At 66.2% G+C, this 17,973-nt stretch carries 14 protein-coding genes; 10 read left to right on the top strand and 4 right to left on the bottom strand.

Annotation, left to right across the window (positions count from 1 at the left end):
* Positions 1 to 42 precede the first annotated feature (42 nt).
* The 4 genes from fdhF to OE747_RS08530 all read right to left on the bottom strand — a co-directional run bounded on the left by fdhF (position 43) and on the right by OE747_RS08530 (position 6,034).
* Positions 43 to 2,820 carry a formate dehydrogenase subunit alpha gene (gene fdhF, locus OE747_RS08515; RefSeq protein ID WP_263828176.1) on the bottom strand — a complete coding sequence of 926 codons (2,778 nt, stop codon included), beginning with the start codon at positions 2,818 to 2,820 and terminating at the stop codon, positions 43 to 45.
* Positions 2,821 to 2,833: 13 nt separating this feature from the next.
* On the bottom strand, positions 2,834 to 3,364 hold the full coding sequence (locus OE747_RS08520; protein ID WP_263828177.1) for a Spy/CpxP family protein refolding chaperone: 531 nt from the start codon (positions 3,362 to 3,364) through the stop codon (positions 2,834 to 2,836).
* A complete protein-coding gene (locus tag OE747_RS08525; RefSeq protein ID WP_263828178.1) occupies positions 3,364 to 5,067 on the bottom strand; it encodes an NAD(P)H-dependent oxidoreductase subunit E in 1,704 nt (567 codons plus the stop codon). The genes OE747_RS08520 and OE747_RS08525 overlap by 1 nt, the downstream gene beginning before the upstream one ends.
* Positions 5,068 to 5,152: 85 nt before the next feature.
* Positions 5,153 to 6,034, bottom strand: coding sequence for a LysR family transcriptional regulator (locus OE747_RS08530; protein ID WP_263828179.1), 882 nt, complete (start codon positions 6,032 to 6,034; stop codon positions 5,153 to 5,155).
* A 178-nt stretch (positions 6,035 to 6,212) separates the two neighbouring features.
* On the opposite strand from OE747_RS08530, the gene OE747_RS08535 reads away from it, so the two are divergent.
* The 10 genes from OE747_RS08535 to OE747_RS08580 all read left to right on the top strand — a co-directional run bounded on the left by OE747_RS08535 (position 6,213) and on the right by OE747_RS08580 (position 17,971).
* Positions 6,213 to 7,040: an FAD binding domain-containing protein gene (locus OE747_RS08535; protein WP_263828180.1), complete on the top strand. Its 828-nt coding sequence runs from the start codon at positions 6,213 to 6,215 to the stop codon at positions 7,038 to 7,040.
* Positions 7,040 to 9,784 carry a molybdopterin-dependent oxidoreductase gene (locus tag OE747_RS08540; protein ID WP_263828181.1) on the top strand — a complete coding sequence of 915 codons (2,745 nt, stop codon included), beginning with the start codon at positions 7,040 to 7,042 and terminating at the stop codon, positions 9,782 to 9,784. Before OE747_RS08535 ends, OE747_RS08540 begins: the two co-directional genes overlap by 1 nt.
* Entirely contained in the window at positions 9,777 to 11,270 is a 1,494-nt protein-coding gene (locus tag OE747_RS08545) for a 6-hydroxynicotinate reductase (protein WP_263828182.1), read from the top strand. Before OE747_RS08540 ends, OE747_RS08545 begins: the two co-directional genes overlap by 8 nt.
* Complete coding sequence (locus tag OE747_RS08550) at positions 11,267 to 12,142, top strand: UPF0280 family protein (protein ID WP_263828183.1); 876 nt, start codon at positions 11,267 to 11,269, stop codon at positions 12,140 to 12,142. The genes OE747_RS08545 and OE747_RS08550 overlap by 4 nt, the downstream gene beginning before the upstream one ends.
* Complete coding sequence (locus tag OE747_RS08555) at positions 12,135 to 12,716, top strand: amino acid synthesis family protein (protein ID WP_263828184.1); 582 nt, start codon at positions 12,135 to 12,137, stop codon at positions 12,714 to 12,716. Before OE747_RS08550 ends, OE747_RS08555 begins: the two co-directional genes overlap by 8 nt.
* Positions 12,713 to 13,294: an amino acid synthesis family protein gene (locus OE747_RS08560; RefSeq protein WP_263828185.1), complete on the top strand. Its 582-nt coding sequence runs from the start codon at positions 12,713 to 12,715 to the stop codon at positions 13,292 to 13,294. Before OE747_RS08555 ends, OE747_RS08560 begins: the two co-directional genes overlap by 4 nt.
* An 87-nt stretch (positions 13,295 to 13,381) precedes the next feature.
* Complete coding sequence (locus OE747_RS08565; protein WP_263828186.1) at positions 13,382 to 14,596, top strand: ABC transporter substrate-binding protein; 1,215 nt, start codon at positions 13,382 to 13,384, stop codon at positions 14,594 to 14,596.
* 66 nt (positions 14,597 to 14,662) lie between these two features.
* On the top strand, positions 14,663 to 16,507 hold the full coding sequence (locus tag OE747_RS08570; RefSeq protein WP_263828187.1) for an ABC transporter permease: 1,845 nt from the start codon (positions 14,663 to 14,665) through the stop codon (positions 16,505 to 16,507).
* The gene (locus OE747_RS08575) at positions 16,504 to 17,277 is read left to right on the top strand and encodes an ABC transporter ATP-binding protein (RefSeq protein ID WP_263828188.1); all 774 of its coding nucleotides are present in this window, start codon (positions 16,504 to 16,506) and stop codon (positions 17,275 to 17,277) included. The genes OE747_RS08570 and OE747_RS08575 overlap by 4 nt, the downstream gene beginning before the upstream one ends.
* Positions 17,270 to 17,971 (top strand): ABC transporter ATP-binding protein, encoded by a 702-nt coding sequence (locus OE747_RS08580; RefSeq protein WP_263828189.1) that lies wholly within the window; start codon positions 17,270 to 17,272, stop codon positions 17,969 to 17,971. Before OE747_RS08575 ends, OE747_RS08580 begins: the two co-directional genes overlap by 8 nt.
* Positions 17,972 to 17,973 lie beyond the last annotated feature (2 nt).

The raw sequence follows: 17,973 nt of genomic DNA on the forward strand, positions 1-17,973 counted from the left end.
TTCAAAATACTCCGGAGCGCGAGGCAGAGCCTCGCAAAAGATCTACTCCGCCGCCAGCGCTTCGGCTTTCTCGACGCGCACGGCCGAATATTTGAACTCGGGGATCTTGCCGAACGGGTCGAGCGCCGCATTGGTCAGGATGTTGGCCGCCGCCTCGACATAGGCGAAGGGCAGGAACACGTTATCTTCGGCCACCGCCCGGTCGGCGCGCACCATCACCTGCACCGAGCCGCGCCGGGTGGTCAGCCGGATCGTGTCGCCGGGCTCGATCCCCATGGCCCGCAAAGTGCGCGGGTGCATCGAGCAGTTGGCCTCGGGCTCGACCGCGTCGAGCACCGTGGCCCGCCGAGTCATCGAGCCGGTATGCCAATGCTCCAGCTGCCGCCCGGTGATCAGCACAAAGGGATAGTCCGCATCTGGCCGCTCGTCGGGCTCGACGATCTTTGCCGGGGTGAACCGCGCCCGCTTGTTCGCACGCGGGAAGCCGTCGCCAAAGACGATGGCCTGCCCCGGGTCCTCGGGGCTGAGCGACGGATAGGTCACCGCCTCGCCCTCGAGCCGCGCCCAGGTGATATTGTCGAGCGATTTCATGTTGCGCTTCATCTCGGCAAACACTTCGCTGGGATGGCTGTAATTCCAGTCAAGCCCCAGGCGTTTCGCCAGCTCCACCTCGATCCACCAGTCTTCGCGCGCCTCGCCCGGGGGCGCCACGGCGGGGCGGCCCATCTGGACCTGGCGGTTGGTATTAGTCACGGTGCCGGTCTTTTCCGCCCAGGCGCTGGCGGGCAGGATCACGTCGGCATAGTTCGCGGTCTCGGTCAGGAAGATATCCTGCACCACCAGATGGTCGAGCATCGCCAGCGCGGCGCGGGCGTGGTCGACATCGGGGTCCGACATCGCCGGGTTCTCGCCCAGGATATACATGCCCCTGATGTCGCCATGGTGGATCGCATGCATGATCTCGACCACGGTCAGCCCCTTCTGGTTCGAGAAGTCGCCCGAGTTCCAGACAGAGGTAAAGGCCGAGCGCACGCCATCATCCGTGACCGACTGGTAATCGGGCAGGAACATCGGGATCAGACCCGCATCGGAGGCACCCTGCACGTTGTTCTGCCCCCGCAAGGGGTGCAGGCCCGCGCCGGGCTTGCCCACATTGCCGGTCATCAGCGCCAGCGAGATCAGGCAGCGCGAGTTGTCGGTGCCGTGGATATGCTGGCTGACGCCCATGCCCCAGAAGATCATGCCCGCCTTGCCAGCGGCGAATGTGCGCGCCGCTTCGCGCAGCTCCGCGGCCGGGATGCCGCAAATGGACTCCATCTTCTCCGGCGTGTAGTCGGCCAGATGTGCCTTCATCTCCTCCCAGTTCTCGGTGAACTGGTCGATATAGGCCTGGTCATACAGCCCCTCTTCGACGATCACGCTCATCATCGCGTTCAGCATCGACACATCCGCGCCCGGCTTGAACTGCAACCGGTGGGTGGCGAACTTGCCCATGCCGACGCCGCGCGGGTCACAAACGATCAGCTTGCCGCCACGCTTGGTGAACTGCTTGAAATAGGTGGCCGCGACGGGATGGTTCTCGATCGGGTTGCAGCCGATCACGATGGCCACATCCGCGTTCTCGATCTGGTTGAAGGTCGCGGTCACCGCGCCCGAGCCCACATTCTCCAGCAGCGCCGAGACCGAGGAGGCATGGCACAGCCGGGTGCAATGGTCGACGTTGTTATGGCCGAACCCCTGACGGATCAGCTTCTGGAACAGATAGGCCTCTTCGTTCGAGCATTTGGCGCTGCCGAACCCGGCAACATAACTGCCCTTCTCGGCACGCAGATCGGCCAGGCCCTTGGCGGCAAAATCCAGCGCCTCGTCCCAGCTCGCTTCGCGGAAATGCGTGAGCGGGTTGGCCGGATCGACGTTCAGCCCCTTGGGCGCGCCTTCCCGCCGGATCAGCGGCTTGGTCAGACGGTGCGGGTGGTCGATATAATCGAACCCGAACCGCCCCTTGACGCACAGCCTGTTCTCGTTGGCCGGGCCATCGACACCGGTGACATATTTGATCTTGTCGTCCTTGATCTTGAAGCTCAGCTGGCAGCCCACGCCGCAGAACGGGCAGACGGATGTGACCTCGCGGTCGTAATCCTTGCTGTCGCCATGCTGATAGCTGTCCAGCACGGTCGCAGGCATCAGCGCGCCGGTGGGGCAGGCCTGCACGCATTCGCCGCAGGCCACGCAGGTCGAGGCACCCATCGGGTCATTCTGGTCGAACACCACCTGCGCCGTATGTCCGCGCCCGGCCATGCCGATCACGTCGTTGACCTGTACCTCGCGGCAGGCGCGCACGCAGAGATTGCAGTTGATGCAGGCATCGAGGTTGACGCGCATCGCCACATGGCTGTCATCGAGCAGCGGCACATGCGCCGCGTCGCGCGCCGGGAACCGGCTGTCGCTGACGCCATTGGCCGCCGCCATGTCCCAGAAATGGCTGGAGACGTCATGCGCGACCTCGGGCTGGTCGGCGACCAGCAGCTCGACCACCATCTTGCGCGCCTTCTCGGCGCGGGCGCTTTCGGTCTTCACCACCATGCCCTCGGCCACGGGCCGGATGCAGGATGCGACAAGCGTCCGCTCGCCCTCGACCTCGACCATGCAGGCACGGCAGTTGCCGTCCGGGCGATAGCCGGGACTGGGCTTGTGGCACAGATGCGGAATGACCAGGCCCCGGCCATGCGCGGCCTCCCAGATGGTCAGACCCTCGGGGACGCTCACGTCCTTGCCGTTCAGATTGAATGTCACCTGCTGGATTGCGTTGCCGTCTGGCATGGGTGAACTCCTGTCAATGGCCGGTATGACCTGCATGACCATGGCTGTCGCCATAGCCGCGCAGGCTGTTATATGTCATTTTCTGGTGCCGGGTCAGAACCGGCCCCAGCGCGAGATGGGCGGACAGATGGGTCTGGCGCAGCTCGGCCCGCGCCCGTTCCGCCGCGCCCAGCAGCTCGACAAGACTGTCCTCGTCGATCTCACCGCTGGCAAAGGCCGCGTCCAGCGCCACCTCGGCGGCAATCAGCGCCTGCCCCTGTTCGACCGCCTGCGCGCGCATGGCGTCATAGACCGCCTGCACCTCTTCCTGCTGCGCTTCGCTCAAGCCCAGCTCATCGGCCAGGTCCAGCACATGGCGCGGACCCGGCCAGCCGTTCAGTTCGGCAGGTTTGGCCAGACCCCAGCCCGCGCCCGCGCGCAGCTGCTCCAGATCCTCGGCGGAAAAGGAGCTTACGTCCCGCTCCTGCTGACCGGAATAAGGCGCGGTCTGCGCCAGCGCCGGGCCAGCGGCCAGAACCAGCGACAGGAGAACTCCGCCGCGCATCAGATCTCGTCCGCGAAATGTTTCATCACCAGACGGATCGGGTTCGGCGCCGCCTGCCCCAGACCACAGATGCTGGCATCGGCCATCACCTGACACAGATCCTCCAGCAGCTCGGTATCCCAGCGCTCGGCCTGCATCAGCTGCACCGCCTTTTCACAACCCGACCGGCAGGGCGTGCACTGGCCACAGCTCTCATCCTCGAAGAACCGCAGCATGTTCAGCGCCGCGTCGCGCGCGGTATCCTGGTCCGACAGGACCACCACCGCCGCCGAGCCGATAAAGCTGCCCAGCGGCTGCAAGGTGTCAAAATCGAGCGGGACGTCGTCGATGCGAGAGGGGAGAAGGCCCGACGACGGCCCGCCCGGCTGATACGCCTTGAAGCTGTGGCCCTCGGCCATGCCTCCCGCCGCATCAATCACGTCCAGAATGGTCGATCCCGCCGGCAGCAGGTAGACGCCGGGTTTCGCTACGCGGCCCGACACCGAATAGCTACGCAGCCCCTTGCGACCGTTCTTTTCAACCGAGTTCAGGATCTGCGCCCCCTCGCGGCAGATCCGCGCGACCCAATATAGGGTCTCGACATTGTGGACCAGCGTCGGCCGGTCAAAAATGCCCACCTGCGCCACAAAGGGCGGCCGGTGGCGCGGTAGGCCACGCTTGCCCTCGATCGACTCGATCATCGCGCTTTCTTCGCCGCAGATATAGGCGCCCGCGCCCCGGCGCAGGTCGATATAGCCCGGCGCCACCAGCCCCGCGCCCTCCAGCGCCGCGATCTCGCGCCGCAGGATCTCCAGCACCGCCGGATATTCGTCGCGCATGTAGATGAAACAGGTCTCGGCCTCGACCGCCCAGGCGGCGATCAGCATGCCTTCAAGGAAGAGATGCGGCGTGCGCTCCAGATAGAAGCGGTCCTTGAACGTGCCCGGCTCGCCCTCGTCGCCGTTCACCGCCAGGTAACGCGGCCCTGCATTGGCCCGAACAAAGCCCCATTTGCGGCCCGAGGGGAAGCCCGCGCCGCCCAGGCCGCGCAATCCGGCGGACAGAACCTTCTCCTGTACCGCCTGCCAGTCGCCGTTTTCGCGCAACGCCTTCAGGCTCTCGTACCCGCCCTCGGCCACATAGGCATCAAACGCCTGATAGTCGGGCAGATGCGCATGGGTATCCCCCGCCGCAATCGCCGCCATCACCTTTTCCGGCGTGGCATGGTCGATATGGTTATGGCCGATCTCCAGCACCGGCGCGGTGTCGCAGCGGCCCATGCAGGGTGCCCGCAGCACCCGCACCTGCGCCGGGTCCAGCCCGTCCGCCAGCGCCTTTTGCAACTGCTGCGCGCCCGCCATCTCGCAGCTCAGCGAATCGCAGACCCGGATGGTCAGCGCGGGCGGCGGCGCCTCGTCTTCCTTGACCACGTCGAAATGCGCGTAGAATGTCGCGGTCTCGTAAACCTCGGCCTGCCCCACCTTCATCTCATAGGCCAGTGCCGCCAGATGGTCGGCAGACAGGTGGCCATGGGCATCCTGGATCAGGTGCAGAAACTCGATCAGCAGATCGCGCCGGCGCGGGCGGTCGCCCAGCAGGCGCTGCACCTCGGCCAGCGCCTCGTCCGAATAGATGCGGCCCTTAGGCGTGTGCCGCCCCTTGCCCTTGCCCGATTTCCAGACGCCCTGTCCGTCGCCCGCAGGCTTGCTGTCCAATGGTGCCATGATGCCCTCCGATTCAGAGCCCGTGTCTCATCAGCCATACATATCGTCAAATCGTCATTATCAATCGCACGATAACGACACCTTATCACCGCAAAGAGGTCACCACGTCCCGCAACGCCGCCAACACCGGCAGTTCCGGGTCGCGCTGCAAGGTCGCCATACAGATCGGTTTCGACACCACCGGATCGACTAGCTGTAGCACCCGACACCCCTCCAGCGCGCCCAGCGCCCGCACCAGAACCCGCGGCACCACCGCCGCCGCCAGCCCCTCGCGCGCCATGACCATGGCGGCGGTAAATCCGCTGGTCTCGGCCACCACCCGCGGATGCAGCCCCTGCTCGGCAAAGATCCGGTCCAGGATACGCCGGTTCTGCATCTGCGGCTCCAAGAGGCAGAGCGGAAACTCGGCCACCCGCGACCACGGAATCGGCCCGGTCGCATCGGTCATGTGATCCGGCACCAGCAGCACATAGGTTTCCTCATACAGCGGCTGCACATGCCGCAGATCGGTGCCGATACTGTCGCCATAGGTGATGCCCGCGTCGATCGTTCCGTCATCCAGCCCCTGCTGGATCGCGGTCGAGGACATCGAATCGATCCGCGCCACGATGCGCGGATGCGCCTGATGCAGACGTCGCACCAGCCGCCCGGTAAAGGCCAGCGCGGTCGGGATCACCCCCAGCACCAGCGCGCCCGAGATCTCGCCCCGGATCGCCGCCACCTCCTGTTCCAGCGCCCGTGCATCGCCAAGGATGCGGCGGGCGCGGCGCACGATCATCTCGCCCTCTTCGGTCAGCCCCTGAAACCGGTTGGCCCGGCGCACGATGGTGACGCCCAACCGTTCCTCCAAGTTGCGGATGCGCATGGAAAAGGCCGGTTGCGAGATGCCGCAATCCTCGGCCGCCTTGGCAAAATGCCGGTGTCGCGCCAGGGCGCTGAGCAGTTGCAGGTCGCGCAGTTCGATCAAATGCCCGGGCTCCGGTAACAGGTTTGCCCAACAATAACGCAGCCCCGCGCAGGTGAAACCCTCCTTCCGCAAGCGGCCAACACAGGGAATGGAACTGGGGATTGACACGAATCGAACCCCGGACATACCGTTAGCACACTAACAAGATTGGCAACCACAGGACGGGACCGATCCAAGGATGCACTATCACGCGCCCGAGACACTGGACGATGCCCTGACCCACCTGACCACCGGCAACGTGACCATCGTGGCGGGGGGCACAGATGTTTATCCCGCGCGCGGCGCAGCGCCGCTGAAACGCGACCTGCTCGACATCACCCGGATCGCAGGCCTGACCGGCATCACCCACGGCCCCGGTGGCTGGCGCATCGGCGCCGCCACCAGCTGGACCCGGATCGCCCGCGCCGACCTGCCCGCCGCGTTTGCCGGGTTACAGGCGGCCGCGCGCGAGGTGGGCAGCATCCAGATCCAGAATGCGGGCACCATTGCGGGCAATCTCTGCAACGCCTCGCCCGCCGCCGATGGTGTGCCACCTCTGCTCACGCTCGATGCGCAGGTGGAACTGGCCTCTGCCTCGGGAACGCGGCAATTGCCGCTGTCCGAGTTCCTGACCGGTGTCCGCCGCACCGCGCTTGCCCCCGCCGAAATGGTCACCGCCATCCTGCTGCCCGATCCGCCCGCCCATTCAGCGGGCGCCTTCGACAAGCTCGGCAGCCGCCGCTATCTGGTGATTTCCATCGCCATGGTCGCGGTCGTGATCGGGCGCGACGCCAGCGGCCGGATCGACCATGCGCGCGTCGCTGTCGGCTCCTGTTCGCCCGTCGCACAACGCCTGACCGCGCTGGAGGCCGACCTGATCGGCCAGTGCCCCGAAGATATCCGCGTCACCCCCGCGCATCTCACCCCGCTCTCGCCCATCGACGACGTGCGCGGCAGCGCCGGGTACCGGCTGGATGCAGTGGCCGAACAGATCGCCCGCGCCATCCGCGCCGCAGGAGGACAGTGATGGACCGTCCCTTGTCCACAACAACGGATTTCACCCTGAACGGCACCCCCGCCCGCGCCACCCCGCAACCGGGCGAACGCCTGTCGCGGATGCTGCGCGAGCGTTGCGGCGCGCGCGAGGTCAAGGTGGGCTGCGACGCGGGCGATTGCGGCGCCTGCACCGTGCTGGTCGACGGCGCCCCGGTCTGCGCCTGCCTGACCCCTGCCCATCAGGTGGCGGGCCGCCGGGTGGACACGCTCAAGGGGCTGGCCACCGATCCGGTGGCGCAGAAGCTCAGCGACAGTTTCCTCGCCCATGGTGCGGCGCAATGCGGCATCTGCACGCCCGGCATGATGGTGGCGGCGACCGCTCTGCTGCGCGAGACACCGGCACCCACCGAGGCGCAGGTGCTGGACGCGCTTGGCGGCGTGCTCTGCCGCTGCACCGGCTATCGCAAGATCATCCAGGCGGTGATGCGGGCGGGCGCGCCTCTGCCCGCCGCCCCTGCGGGCGACGGACATTCCGGCGCGGCCATCCCCCGGCTCGACGGCGCCGGCAAGGTGGCGGGAACCGAGGCCTATGGCGACGATGTCGCCCCCATGGGCACGCTGGAGATCCTGCTGGTCGGCGCGCCCTACCCCCGCGCAAGCTTTACGCTCGGCGATATCGAGAGTTGGCACAGCGCCCACGCGGGCGTGGTGGCGGTGCTGACCGCCGCCGACGTACCGGGCCGCAATCGGTTCGGCGTGATGCCGGGGTTCGAGGATCAGCCCGTGTTTGCCGAGACCGAAACCCGGTTTCGCGGCGAACCCGTCGCCGCCATCGTCGCCCCGCCCGATGTGGCCGCAACGCTCGACCTCACTCTCTTTCCAGTGACATGGACGCGCCTCGACGCGGTGGAAGACGTCGCGGACGCCACCGCCCCCGGCGCACCTCTGCTGCACAAGGACCGCGCGGGCAATGTCATGGTCACCGGGTTTGTCGCTTGCGGCGATGCCGAGGCGGCGCTTGCTGCCTCGGACGTGGTGGTCGAGGGGCGCTATGCCACCCCCTTTGTCGAACATGCCTATATCGAGCCCGAGGCGGGCTATGCCTATCTCGACGGTGACAAGGTGGTGGTCCACGCCTGCACCCAGGCCCCCGTACTGGACCGTGACGGGCTCCAGATGGTGCTGGGCTTTGGCCCTGATCGCATCCGCATCATCCCCACCGGCGTCGGCGGCGGTTTCGGGTCGAAGCTTGACATGTCGGTGCAGCCCTATCTGGCGATAGCGGCGCTGAAGACGGGGCAGCCGGTGCGGCTGGCCTATAGCCGGGTGCAGTCGATGCAGATGAGCACCAAGCGCCACCCCTCCGAGCTGCACCTGCGCATCGGCGCCACGGCAGACGGGCGGCTCAAGGGGTTCGCGCTGCAGGGCCGCTTCAACACCGGCGCCTATGCCAGCTGGGGCCCGACCGTGGCCAACCGGGTGCCGGTGCATGGCTCGGGCCCCTATTTCATCCGCGACTACCGGGCCCAGGCGCAGGGTATCCACACCCATAGCCCGCCGTCCGGCGCGTTTCGCGGCTTTGGCGTGCCTCAGGCCGCCATCGCGCAGGAAACCCTGTTCGACGAGCTTGCCGAAAAACTGGGGATGGATCCGCTCGAGTTTCGCCTGAAGAACGCGCTGAGCACCGGCCAGCCCACCGTCTGCGGCCAGGTGTTCACCCAGGGCGTCGGCATCCGCGCCTGCCTGGAAGCGCTGAAACCCGACTGGAGCCGCGAGCGCGCGGCGGCCGAGGCCTTCAACGCCGAAAACTCGGTCCTGAAACGCGGCGTCGGCATCGCGGCGGGCTGGTATGGCTGCGGCAATACCTCGCTGCCCAACCCCTCGACCATCAAATGCGGCATCCGCGCCGATGGCACACTCGTGCTGCATCAGGGGGCGATGGATATCGGCCAGGGCGCCAATACCGTCATCACCCAGCTTTTCGCCACCGCCCTTGGCATCCCGACCCACCGGATCGAACTGGTCGGCGCCGATACCGACCTGACGCCGGACGCGGGCAAGACCTCGGCCTCGCGCCAGACCTTTGTTACCGGCAATGCCGCAAGGCTGTCAGGCGCCGCGCTGCGCGCCGCGATCCTGACCCGCGTCAATGCCGGGCCCGAGGCCACATTGACGCTCGACCAGGGCCGGATCCATGTCACCGACAATGGCCGTACCCATGTGATCGACCTTTCCGACCTGCCCACGGACGCCGACGGCTATGTCCTCGGCGCCTCCGAAACCTACGACCCACCCACCAAACCGCTCGACAAGAACGGCCAGGGCGTGCCTTACGCCCAGTTCGGCTATGCCGCCCATCTGGCGGTGGTCGAGATCGACACGCGACTGGGCACAATCCGCCCGCTCTGCTTCACCGCCGCCCATGACGTCGGCCACGCGGTCAACCCCGCCCTGGTCGAGGGCCAGGTCGAGGGCGGCATCGCCCAGGGTCTCGGCATGGCGCTGATGGAGGAATACATCCCCGGCCGCACCGACAACCTTCACGACTACCTGATCCCCACCATTGGCGACGTCCCCCCGATCGAAACCCTGATCATCGAGGATCCGGACGAACACGGGCCATATGGCGCCAAGGGGCTGGGCGAACACGCTCTGATCCCCACCGCCCCCGCACTGCTGAACGCGATCCGCCACGCCACCGGCGTGGCGCTCCGCCAGACCCCTGTCACCCCCGCCCGCCTGCGCGCCGCGCTGAAGGAAGCCGGACATGACTGACCGTATCCGCCCCGAGAAGATCCGCTGCGACGCCTGCCCGGTGCTCTGCTACATCGCCGATGGCAAATCCGGCGCCTGCGACCGCTATGCCAACCATGGCGGCGAGCTGGTCCGCCTCGATGCGCTCACCGTGATCGAAAGCGGCAGCACCCGCGTCGTGCCCTTCCTCAAGGATGCGCAGACAGGCGACGACTGGGATGGCAACATCGTCCAGCAGAACCGCGCCTTTGTCACCGCCGTCGGCGCCGGCACCACCTATCCCGATTACAAGCCCGCCCCCTTTATTGTGAGCCAGGAGGTAGAGGGCGTCGATATGGTCACGGTGGTGACCGAGGGCATCTTCTCTTACTGCGGCGTCAAGGTGAAGATCGACACCGACCGCCATATCGGCCACGAACGCGACGTGGTGCGGGTCGATGGCGAGCCCATCGGCCATGTGATGACCAGCGAATACGGCTCCAAGATGCTGTCGCTGGGCGGCGTCGAGCACCTGACCGGCGGTTCCAAGAAAGAGGGCCGCGTCACCTGTGACGCGCTCCTGCGCCTGTGCAATTGCGAAGCGGTCGAGATGGTGATCGGCGAGCCGGGCCATGAAACCACGCTGATCGTGCAGGCGGGCCGCGCCCCCATCATCAACGGGGTCGAGGAAAAGCTGATGCGCGTCGGCTGCGGTTCCGCCGCCATCGGCATGTTCGCGAAACAATGGCTGGGCCATGCCGATGACGTGGTGGTGGTCGACGACCATATCACCGGCGTACTCAGCGAGCATCAGGCGGGCAAGATGCTCGACGTGCCGCCCACCGGCATCCGCATCAAGGGCCGCCGCTCCACGCCGGGCCGCTATTTCCAGGTGGCCGATCCCGGCACCGGCTGGGGCGGCACCGATGTCGAGGACCCGCTGGTGATTCTCGACAAGTTCAAACCCGATGTGGCCTGGCCCGGCCTGCGCTTGATGATGGTCTCCACCACGGGCGAGCAGTTCGCCTATTACGAGCTGGACACCGATCTGGTGCCGCAGCCGGTACCGATCCCCGAAAAACTGCGCGCCTCGGCAGAGCTGATCGCGGAAAACTGCGAACCCTCGGTCTGTTCGGTCCTGTTCATGGGCGGCGCGGGCGGCTCCTTGCGCGCGGGCGTGACAGAGAACCCGGTGCGGCTGACCAAATCGGTGAAATCCTCGCTCACCCATGTCTCCTGCGGCGGGGCGGCGGCCTATGTCTGGCCCGGCGGCGGCATCACCGTGATGGTGGACGTGACCGAGATGCCCTCGAACTCCTTCGGTTATGTGCCTACGCCTGCGCTGGTGGCCCCCATCGAGTTTACCATGCGGGTCAGCGACTATGCCACGCTCGGCGGTCATGTGGCCGAGATCAAGCCGGTGGCACAGGTGGTCTCGGAACGCGACCGCAAGCTGGCCAAGCGCGAAAAACAGCCCGACCCCAACGCGCGCGAGAACTACCGCTGGTCGCGGGGGGATGCCGGATGACCGGAGCCGCCGCCGCCCTTCTGCCCGACGGCAAACGGCTGCATTTGCAGCACGGGCCCATCGACCTGATCATCGGGGCCGAGGGTGGACCGGGCGCGCGCGAGGCCGCGTTTGCCGCCGCGACCGCGCGGTTCCAGACGGTGCTGGAGGAACTGGTCGGTGAACTGCCGCTCCTGAAAACCGAACTTGTGCCTGACGCCCTCCTGCCCCTTGGCCCGGTGGCCCGGCGCATGGATGCTGCCTGCCGCCCGCTGATGGCATTGCGCCTCACCCGAATGGCCGCCGTCGCCGGGGCTGTCGCCGACGAGGTGCTGGCCGCGATGCTGGCCGCCACGCCACTGACCCGTGCCTATGTGAACAACGGCGGCGACATCGCCTTGCACCTGTCAGGCAACGCCCGATTCACCCTCGCCATGGCCACGCCCGACGGGCGCGACCTTGGCCGGATCTCGGTCGGCGCGGGTGACGGGATCGGCGGCATCGCCACCTCGGGTCTCGGTGGCCGCAGCCTCAGCCTCGGCATCGCCGAGAGCGTCACGGTTCTGGCCCGCAGCGCCGCCGCCGCCGACGCGGCGGCCACGCTCATCGCCAATGCGACCGACCTGCCCGGCCACCCCGCAATCCGCCGCGCGCCGGCCGACACGGTGAAGGACGACAGCGATCTGGGCGACAGACCGGTGGTCACGAACTGCGGTCCGCTCACCGAAAGTGAGACGGAAACCGCTGTACAAAACGGTCAATCGCTGGCCGAATCCCTGTACAAAACGGACAGAATCCAGGCCGCCCACCTGTACTTGCGCGGTCACGCCGCCACGGCGGGCGCGCCCAAGACGATAACCCCAACCCGCCGGGAGACCCTTGAACATGCCTGACGTCATTGTGCGCAAGACCGTGTCTGCGCTGGAGGAAATCTATCACGAAGGCGGGCCGGTGGCGGAAATCCCGCTGCGCCGGGCCTCGGTCATGACGATTATCAAGAACCCGTTCGCCGGACGCTATGTGGTTGATATCCAACCCTTTATGGAAGACCTCAAGCCCCTCGGCCTGAGCATGGCGCAGCAACTCCTGGACATGCTGGGTGGGCCGGAGAACATCCAGGGCTACGGCAAGGGGGCCCTGATCGGCGAGGCGGGCGAGCTGGAACATGGCGCGCTCTGGCACGCGCCGGGCGGATACGCAATGCGGCAACTGCTGGGCAAGGCCAACGCCATCGTCCCTTCTGCCAAGAAAGTCAGTGGCTTAGGTTCCCGCCTCGACGTCCCGATCACCCATATCAACGCCGCTTATGTGCGCAGTCATTTCGACAGTATGGAGGTCGGCTGCAACGACGCACCGCGCGCCGACGAGATCGCGTTGGCGCTCGTCATGACCACCGGTCCACGGGTGCATTCGCGCTCGGGCGGGCTGGAGGCCTGGCAGATCAAGGGAGAGGACGGACTGAGATGACCAAGATCCGCAAGATCGCTGTAATCGTTGAAGAAACCCGGATCGAAGCGGGCCGCGAGATCGACCCGCCCACCCGCAAGGCGGTGGCCGTGGCGGTGATCGAGAACCCCTTTGCCGGGCGCTATGTCGATGACCTGACCGAGCTGATGGACACTGGTGCCGAGCTTGGCGCGCTGTTGGGCGAACGCTGTGTGCAGGCGCTGGGGATCACGCCGCAACAGGCTGAAAGCTACGGCAAATCCGCCATGGTCGGCGAGAATGGCGAGCTGGAACACGCCGCCGCCATCCTGCATCCGAAACTGGGCGCCCCCCTGCGCAAGGCGGTGGAAAAGGGGGCGGCACTGGTGCCCTCGTCCAAGAAGATGGGCAGCCCCGGACAGGTGCTGGACGTGCCGCTGGGCCACAAGGATGCGGCCTATGTCCGCAGCCATTTCGACGGAATCGAAGTGCGGCTGAACGATGCGCCGCGCGCCAATGAAATCATGGTCGCGGTGGCCGTGACCGACAGTGGCCGCCCGTTGCCGCGCGTCGGCGGGTTGACCCACGCCGAGGCCGAAGGCAAGGATGGGTTGCGCTAACACACTGAAACAAATTTACTTTCACCGATCAAACCTGCAGAAGTCGGAACAACCGGCCGCACTTATCAGATCAACAGGAGGACTGAAATGACACTGATCAGACGTACCGTACTGGGCGCTCTGGCCGCATTGCCGCTGGCGGCACTGTCGCCACAACTGGCCCGCGCCGCCGACACCATCGTGCTGGGCGAGGTGAACAGCTATACCCGCCTGCCCGCCTTTACCGAACCCTACCGCAAGGGATGGGAACTGGCGGTTGAGCAGATCAACGCCAATGGCGGGGTGCTGGGCAAGCAGCTGGAGGTGATCGCGCGCGACGATACCGGCGACCCTGCCACGGCGATCCGCATCGCCGAGGAACTGATCGCCAAGGAAGGCGCGGTGATGATCTTTGGCACCTTCCTGTCGAACATCGGCCTGGCAGTTGCCGACTTCGCAAACCAGAAGCAGGTGTTCTTCCTCGCATCCGAGCCGCTCTCGGATGCGCTGGTCTGGTCCAAGGGCAACAAGTACACCTATCGCCTGCGTCCCTCGACCCATATGCAGGCCGCGATGCTGGCCGAACAGGCGGCCAAGCTTGACGCGGTGAAATGGGCCACCGTGGCGCCCAACTATGCCTATGGGCAGGATGCGGTCGCGGCCTTCAAGGCGGAACTGACGCGCCTGCGCCCCGATGTGGAATTTGTCGAGGAACAGTGGCCGCCGGTCTTCAAGATCGACGCCGGTCCGACCGTGCGCGCGCTTGAGGCGGCCAAGCCCGACGCGATCTACAACGTCACCTTTGGTGGCGACCTCGCCAAGTTCGTGCGCGAAGGATCGCTGCGCTACCTGTTCGACGACCGTCCGGTGGTGTCGCTGCTGACGGGCGAGCCTGAGTATCTGGAGCCGCTTCAGGGCGAGACGCCGAATGGCTGGATCGTCACCGGCTACCCCTCGACCGACATCGACACGCCCGAGCACAAGGCCTTTGCCGAGGCCTATATCGCCAAGTTCGGCGAGGCGCCCAAGACCGGCTCGATCGTGGGCTATAACTCGGTCCTGTCGATTGCCGCAGCGATCACCAAGGCAGGCTCGACCGAGACCGACGCCATGCTGGCCGCGATGGAAGGTCTGGAAGTGAGCAGCAGCCCGACCGGCCCGTTCATGTTCCGGGCCGCCGACCACCAGTCGACCATGGGCGCCTATGTGGGCAAGACCGCGCTGGTCGATGGCCAGCCCAAGATGGTGGATTGGACCTATGCTGATGGCGCGGCCTATCTGCCGTCCGAGGAAGAGGCCGCCAAGCTGCGCCCGGCGGAGTAAGCCCCTGAAACCCGAGGGGCCGCGCGCCCCTCGGGACACTGACCTGACCAGAGGAAGACCGGCCTGATGGGCTTTTATCTCGCACAACTGCTGACGGGACTGGCGAACGCGTCCTCGCTGTTCCTGATCGCGTCGGGCCTGTCGATTATCTTCGGCGTGACCCGGATCGTGAATTTCGCCCATGGCTCGTTCTACATGCTAGGGGCCTATCTGGCCTATACGCTGGTGACCACGTTACAGGGCGGCATACCGGGCTACTGGTTCAGCGTGCTGGCGGCGGCGGTGCTGGTGGGCGGCATCGGGCTGGTGGTGGAACTGACCATCCTGCGCCGCATCTACCGGGCGCCGGAACTGTTCCAACTGGTCGCCACGTTTGGCGTCGTGCTGATTGTACAAGACGCAACGCTGGCGATCTGGGGCGCCGAAGACCTGCTCGGCCCGCGCGCGCCCGGCCTTGACCGCGCGGTGCGCCTGATGGGCGAGCCGATCCCTGAATACGACCTTGCCCTGATCGCCATCGGACCCGCCGTGCTGGCGGCGATCTGGCTGGTATTCCACCGCACCCGCTGGGGCGTGCTGGTGCGCGCGGCCACGCAAGACCGCGAGATGGTGGGCGCCCTGGGCGTCAATCAGGCCTGGCTGTTCTCGGCGGCCTTCGTATTGGGCTCGGCGCTGGCCGGGCTGGGTGGCGCATTGCAAATCCCGCGCGAGGCGGTGTCGCTGCAAATGGATCTGTCGATCATCGGCGAGGCCTTTGTGGTGGTGGTGATCGGTGGCATGGGCAGCGTCACGGGGGCCTTTGTCGCTGCGGTGCTGATCTCGGTCCTCAATGCATTCGCGATCCTGATCTTTCCGCAGGTCTCTATCGTGCTGCCCTTTGTCGTGATGGCGGCGGTGCTGATCGTGCGGCCCTATGGGCTGTTCGGCCGCCCCGGCAGCGAGCATGGCGGCGCGGAGGAGCCGGAGCAGCCGCTGCGCTTGCTCGATCAGAGATCGACCATGGTGCTGCTGGCACTGGTCGCGATGCTGGCGTTCAGCCCGGCGGTGGTGTCGGACTTCACCACCATCCTGCTGGTCGATGTGATGGTGGCGACACTCTTTGCGGTGTCGCTGCATTTCATGATGGGCATCGGCGGCATGGTCAGTTTCGGGCACGCCGCCTATTTCGGGGTCGGCGCCTATGCTGCGGCAATGGCGGTCAAGATGCTGGGCTGGGGCATGCTGCCCGCCATGGCGCTTGGGCCGGTGGCGGCGGCGCTGGCGGCGCTCTTCTTTGGCTGGTTCTGCGTGCGCCTGTCGGGCGTCTATCTGGCGATGCTGACCATGGCGGCGGCGCAGATCCTGTGGGGCGTTACGTTCCAGTGGCAGGAGGTCACCGGCGGTGATGACGGCATTCTGGGGGTCTGGCCCGCCGAATGGGCAAAATCCGACCGGGTCTATTTCTATCTCGCGCTGGTCCTGTGCCTCGGCGGGATCTGGCTGCTGAGGCGCGTGGCGCATTCGCCCTTTGGCTACACGCTGCGCGGGGTGCGTGACAGCCGTATCCGGGCCGAGGCGATCGGCATCGACACAAGGTTCCATCAATGGATGGGCTTTACCCTGGCCGGAACGCTGGCGGGGCTGGCAGGCGTCGTGTTCGTGTTCTCCAAGGGCTCGGTCTTTCCCGACGCGCTCAGCATCGGGCACAGTATCGACGGGCTGATCATGGTCCTTTTGGGCGGCATCCATGCGCTGGCGGGGCCGGTCTATGGCGCCATGGCGATGGTGCTGATCGAGGATTGGGTCAGCCGGCTCGACTATTGGCGCTTCATCTTTGGCGGCATCATCCTGACCGTAGTCCTGCTGGCACCTGACGGGATCGCGGGCGGGGTCCGGCGGCTGATCCAGCTGGTACGGAGGGATGCGGCATGACCCCGGTTCTTGAGGTACGCGGCCTCTCCAAGGCCTTTGGCGGGGTACAGGCGGTCGACGATGTCAGCTTTGAGTTGCGACAGGGAGAGTTCCTTGCCCTGATCGGCCCCAATGGTGCGGGCAAGACCACCTGTTTCAACATGCTCAACGGCTATCTGCCGCCCAGTTCCGGTTCGGTCAAGCTGAACGGGCGCGAGCTGATCGGCATGCCGCCGCGCCGGATCTGGCGGCTGGGGGTCGGGCGCACCTTTCAAATCACCGCGACCTTCCTGTCGATGACGGTGCTCGAGAATGTGCAGATGGCGCTGATCTCGCATCACCGCCGGGTCTATGACCTGTTTTCGCGGGCGACGCGGATGTATCTGGACGAGGCGATGGCGCTGCTCGATCTGGTGTCGATGCGTGAACAAGCGGACCGGCCCTGTTCGGAACTGGCCTATGGCGACCTGAAACGGCTGGAACTGGCGATTGCGCTGGCGCATGAGCCGGCGCTCTTGCTGATGGACGAACCCACTGCCGGCATGGCCCCGTCCGAGCGCGTGGCGCTGATGGCGCTGACGGCGGATATCGTGGCGCGCGGGCATGTCTCGGTCGTGTTCACCGAACATGACATGGACGTGGTGTTCGCCCATGCTCACCGGATCCTTGTGCTCAACCGCGGCCGGTTGATCGCCGAGGGCACCGGCGCCGAGATCCGTGCCAACCCGCTGGTGCAAGAGGTCTATCTGGGCGGCGGCCGCCTGTTCGAGAAGGAGCGCGGCAATGCTTGAGATCGACGGCCTCACCGCCCGCTACGGGCGCGCGCAGATCCTGAACGGCGTGTCGCTGACACTGGGCGATAACGAAGTGGTGGCACTGTTGGGCCGCAACGGCGCGGGCAAGTCCACCACGATGAAATCGGTGATGGGTCTGGTGCGCCAGACCGGTGGCAGCATCCGCCACGGCGGACAGGAGATCAGAGGACGGGCGTCCCACACCATCTGCCGTGCGGGCATCGGATACGTGCCCGAAGACAGGCGCATCTTTGGCGAACTGACGGTAGAGGAAAACCTCGAAGTTGGCCGCCGCCCCGCCCGCGAGGGCGCCCCGCAATGGACCACCGAACACCTGTTCCAGCTGTTCCCGAATCTCGCGGAACGGCGGCGCAACCTGGGCAAGCAGCTGTCGGGCGGGGAACAGCAGATGCTGACCATCGCGCGGACGCTGATGGGCAACCCCTCGCTGGTGCTGCTGGATGAACCCAGCGAAGGCATCGCCCCTGTGATCGTCGAGCAGATGGCCAATGTGATTTCAGAGTTGAAACGCGAGGGGCTGTCGGTGCTGATCTCGGAGCAGAACCTGCATTTCGCGCGCGAGGTGTCGGACCGGGCCTATATCATCGAAAAGGGAACCATGCGGTACGAGGGAAAGTTCTCGGACCTGGATGCAAACCCCGAGATTTCAACCAAGTACCTTGCCGTGTGACC

The organism is Ruegeria aquimaris, from assembly GCF_025751555.1.
Taxonomy (GTDB): Bacteria; Pseudomonadota; Alphaproteobacteria; order Rhodobacterales; family Rhodobacteraceae; genus Ruegeria_B; species Ruegeria_B aquimaris.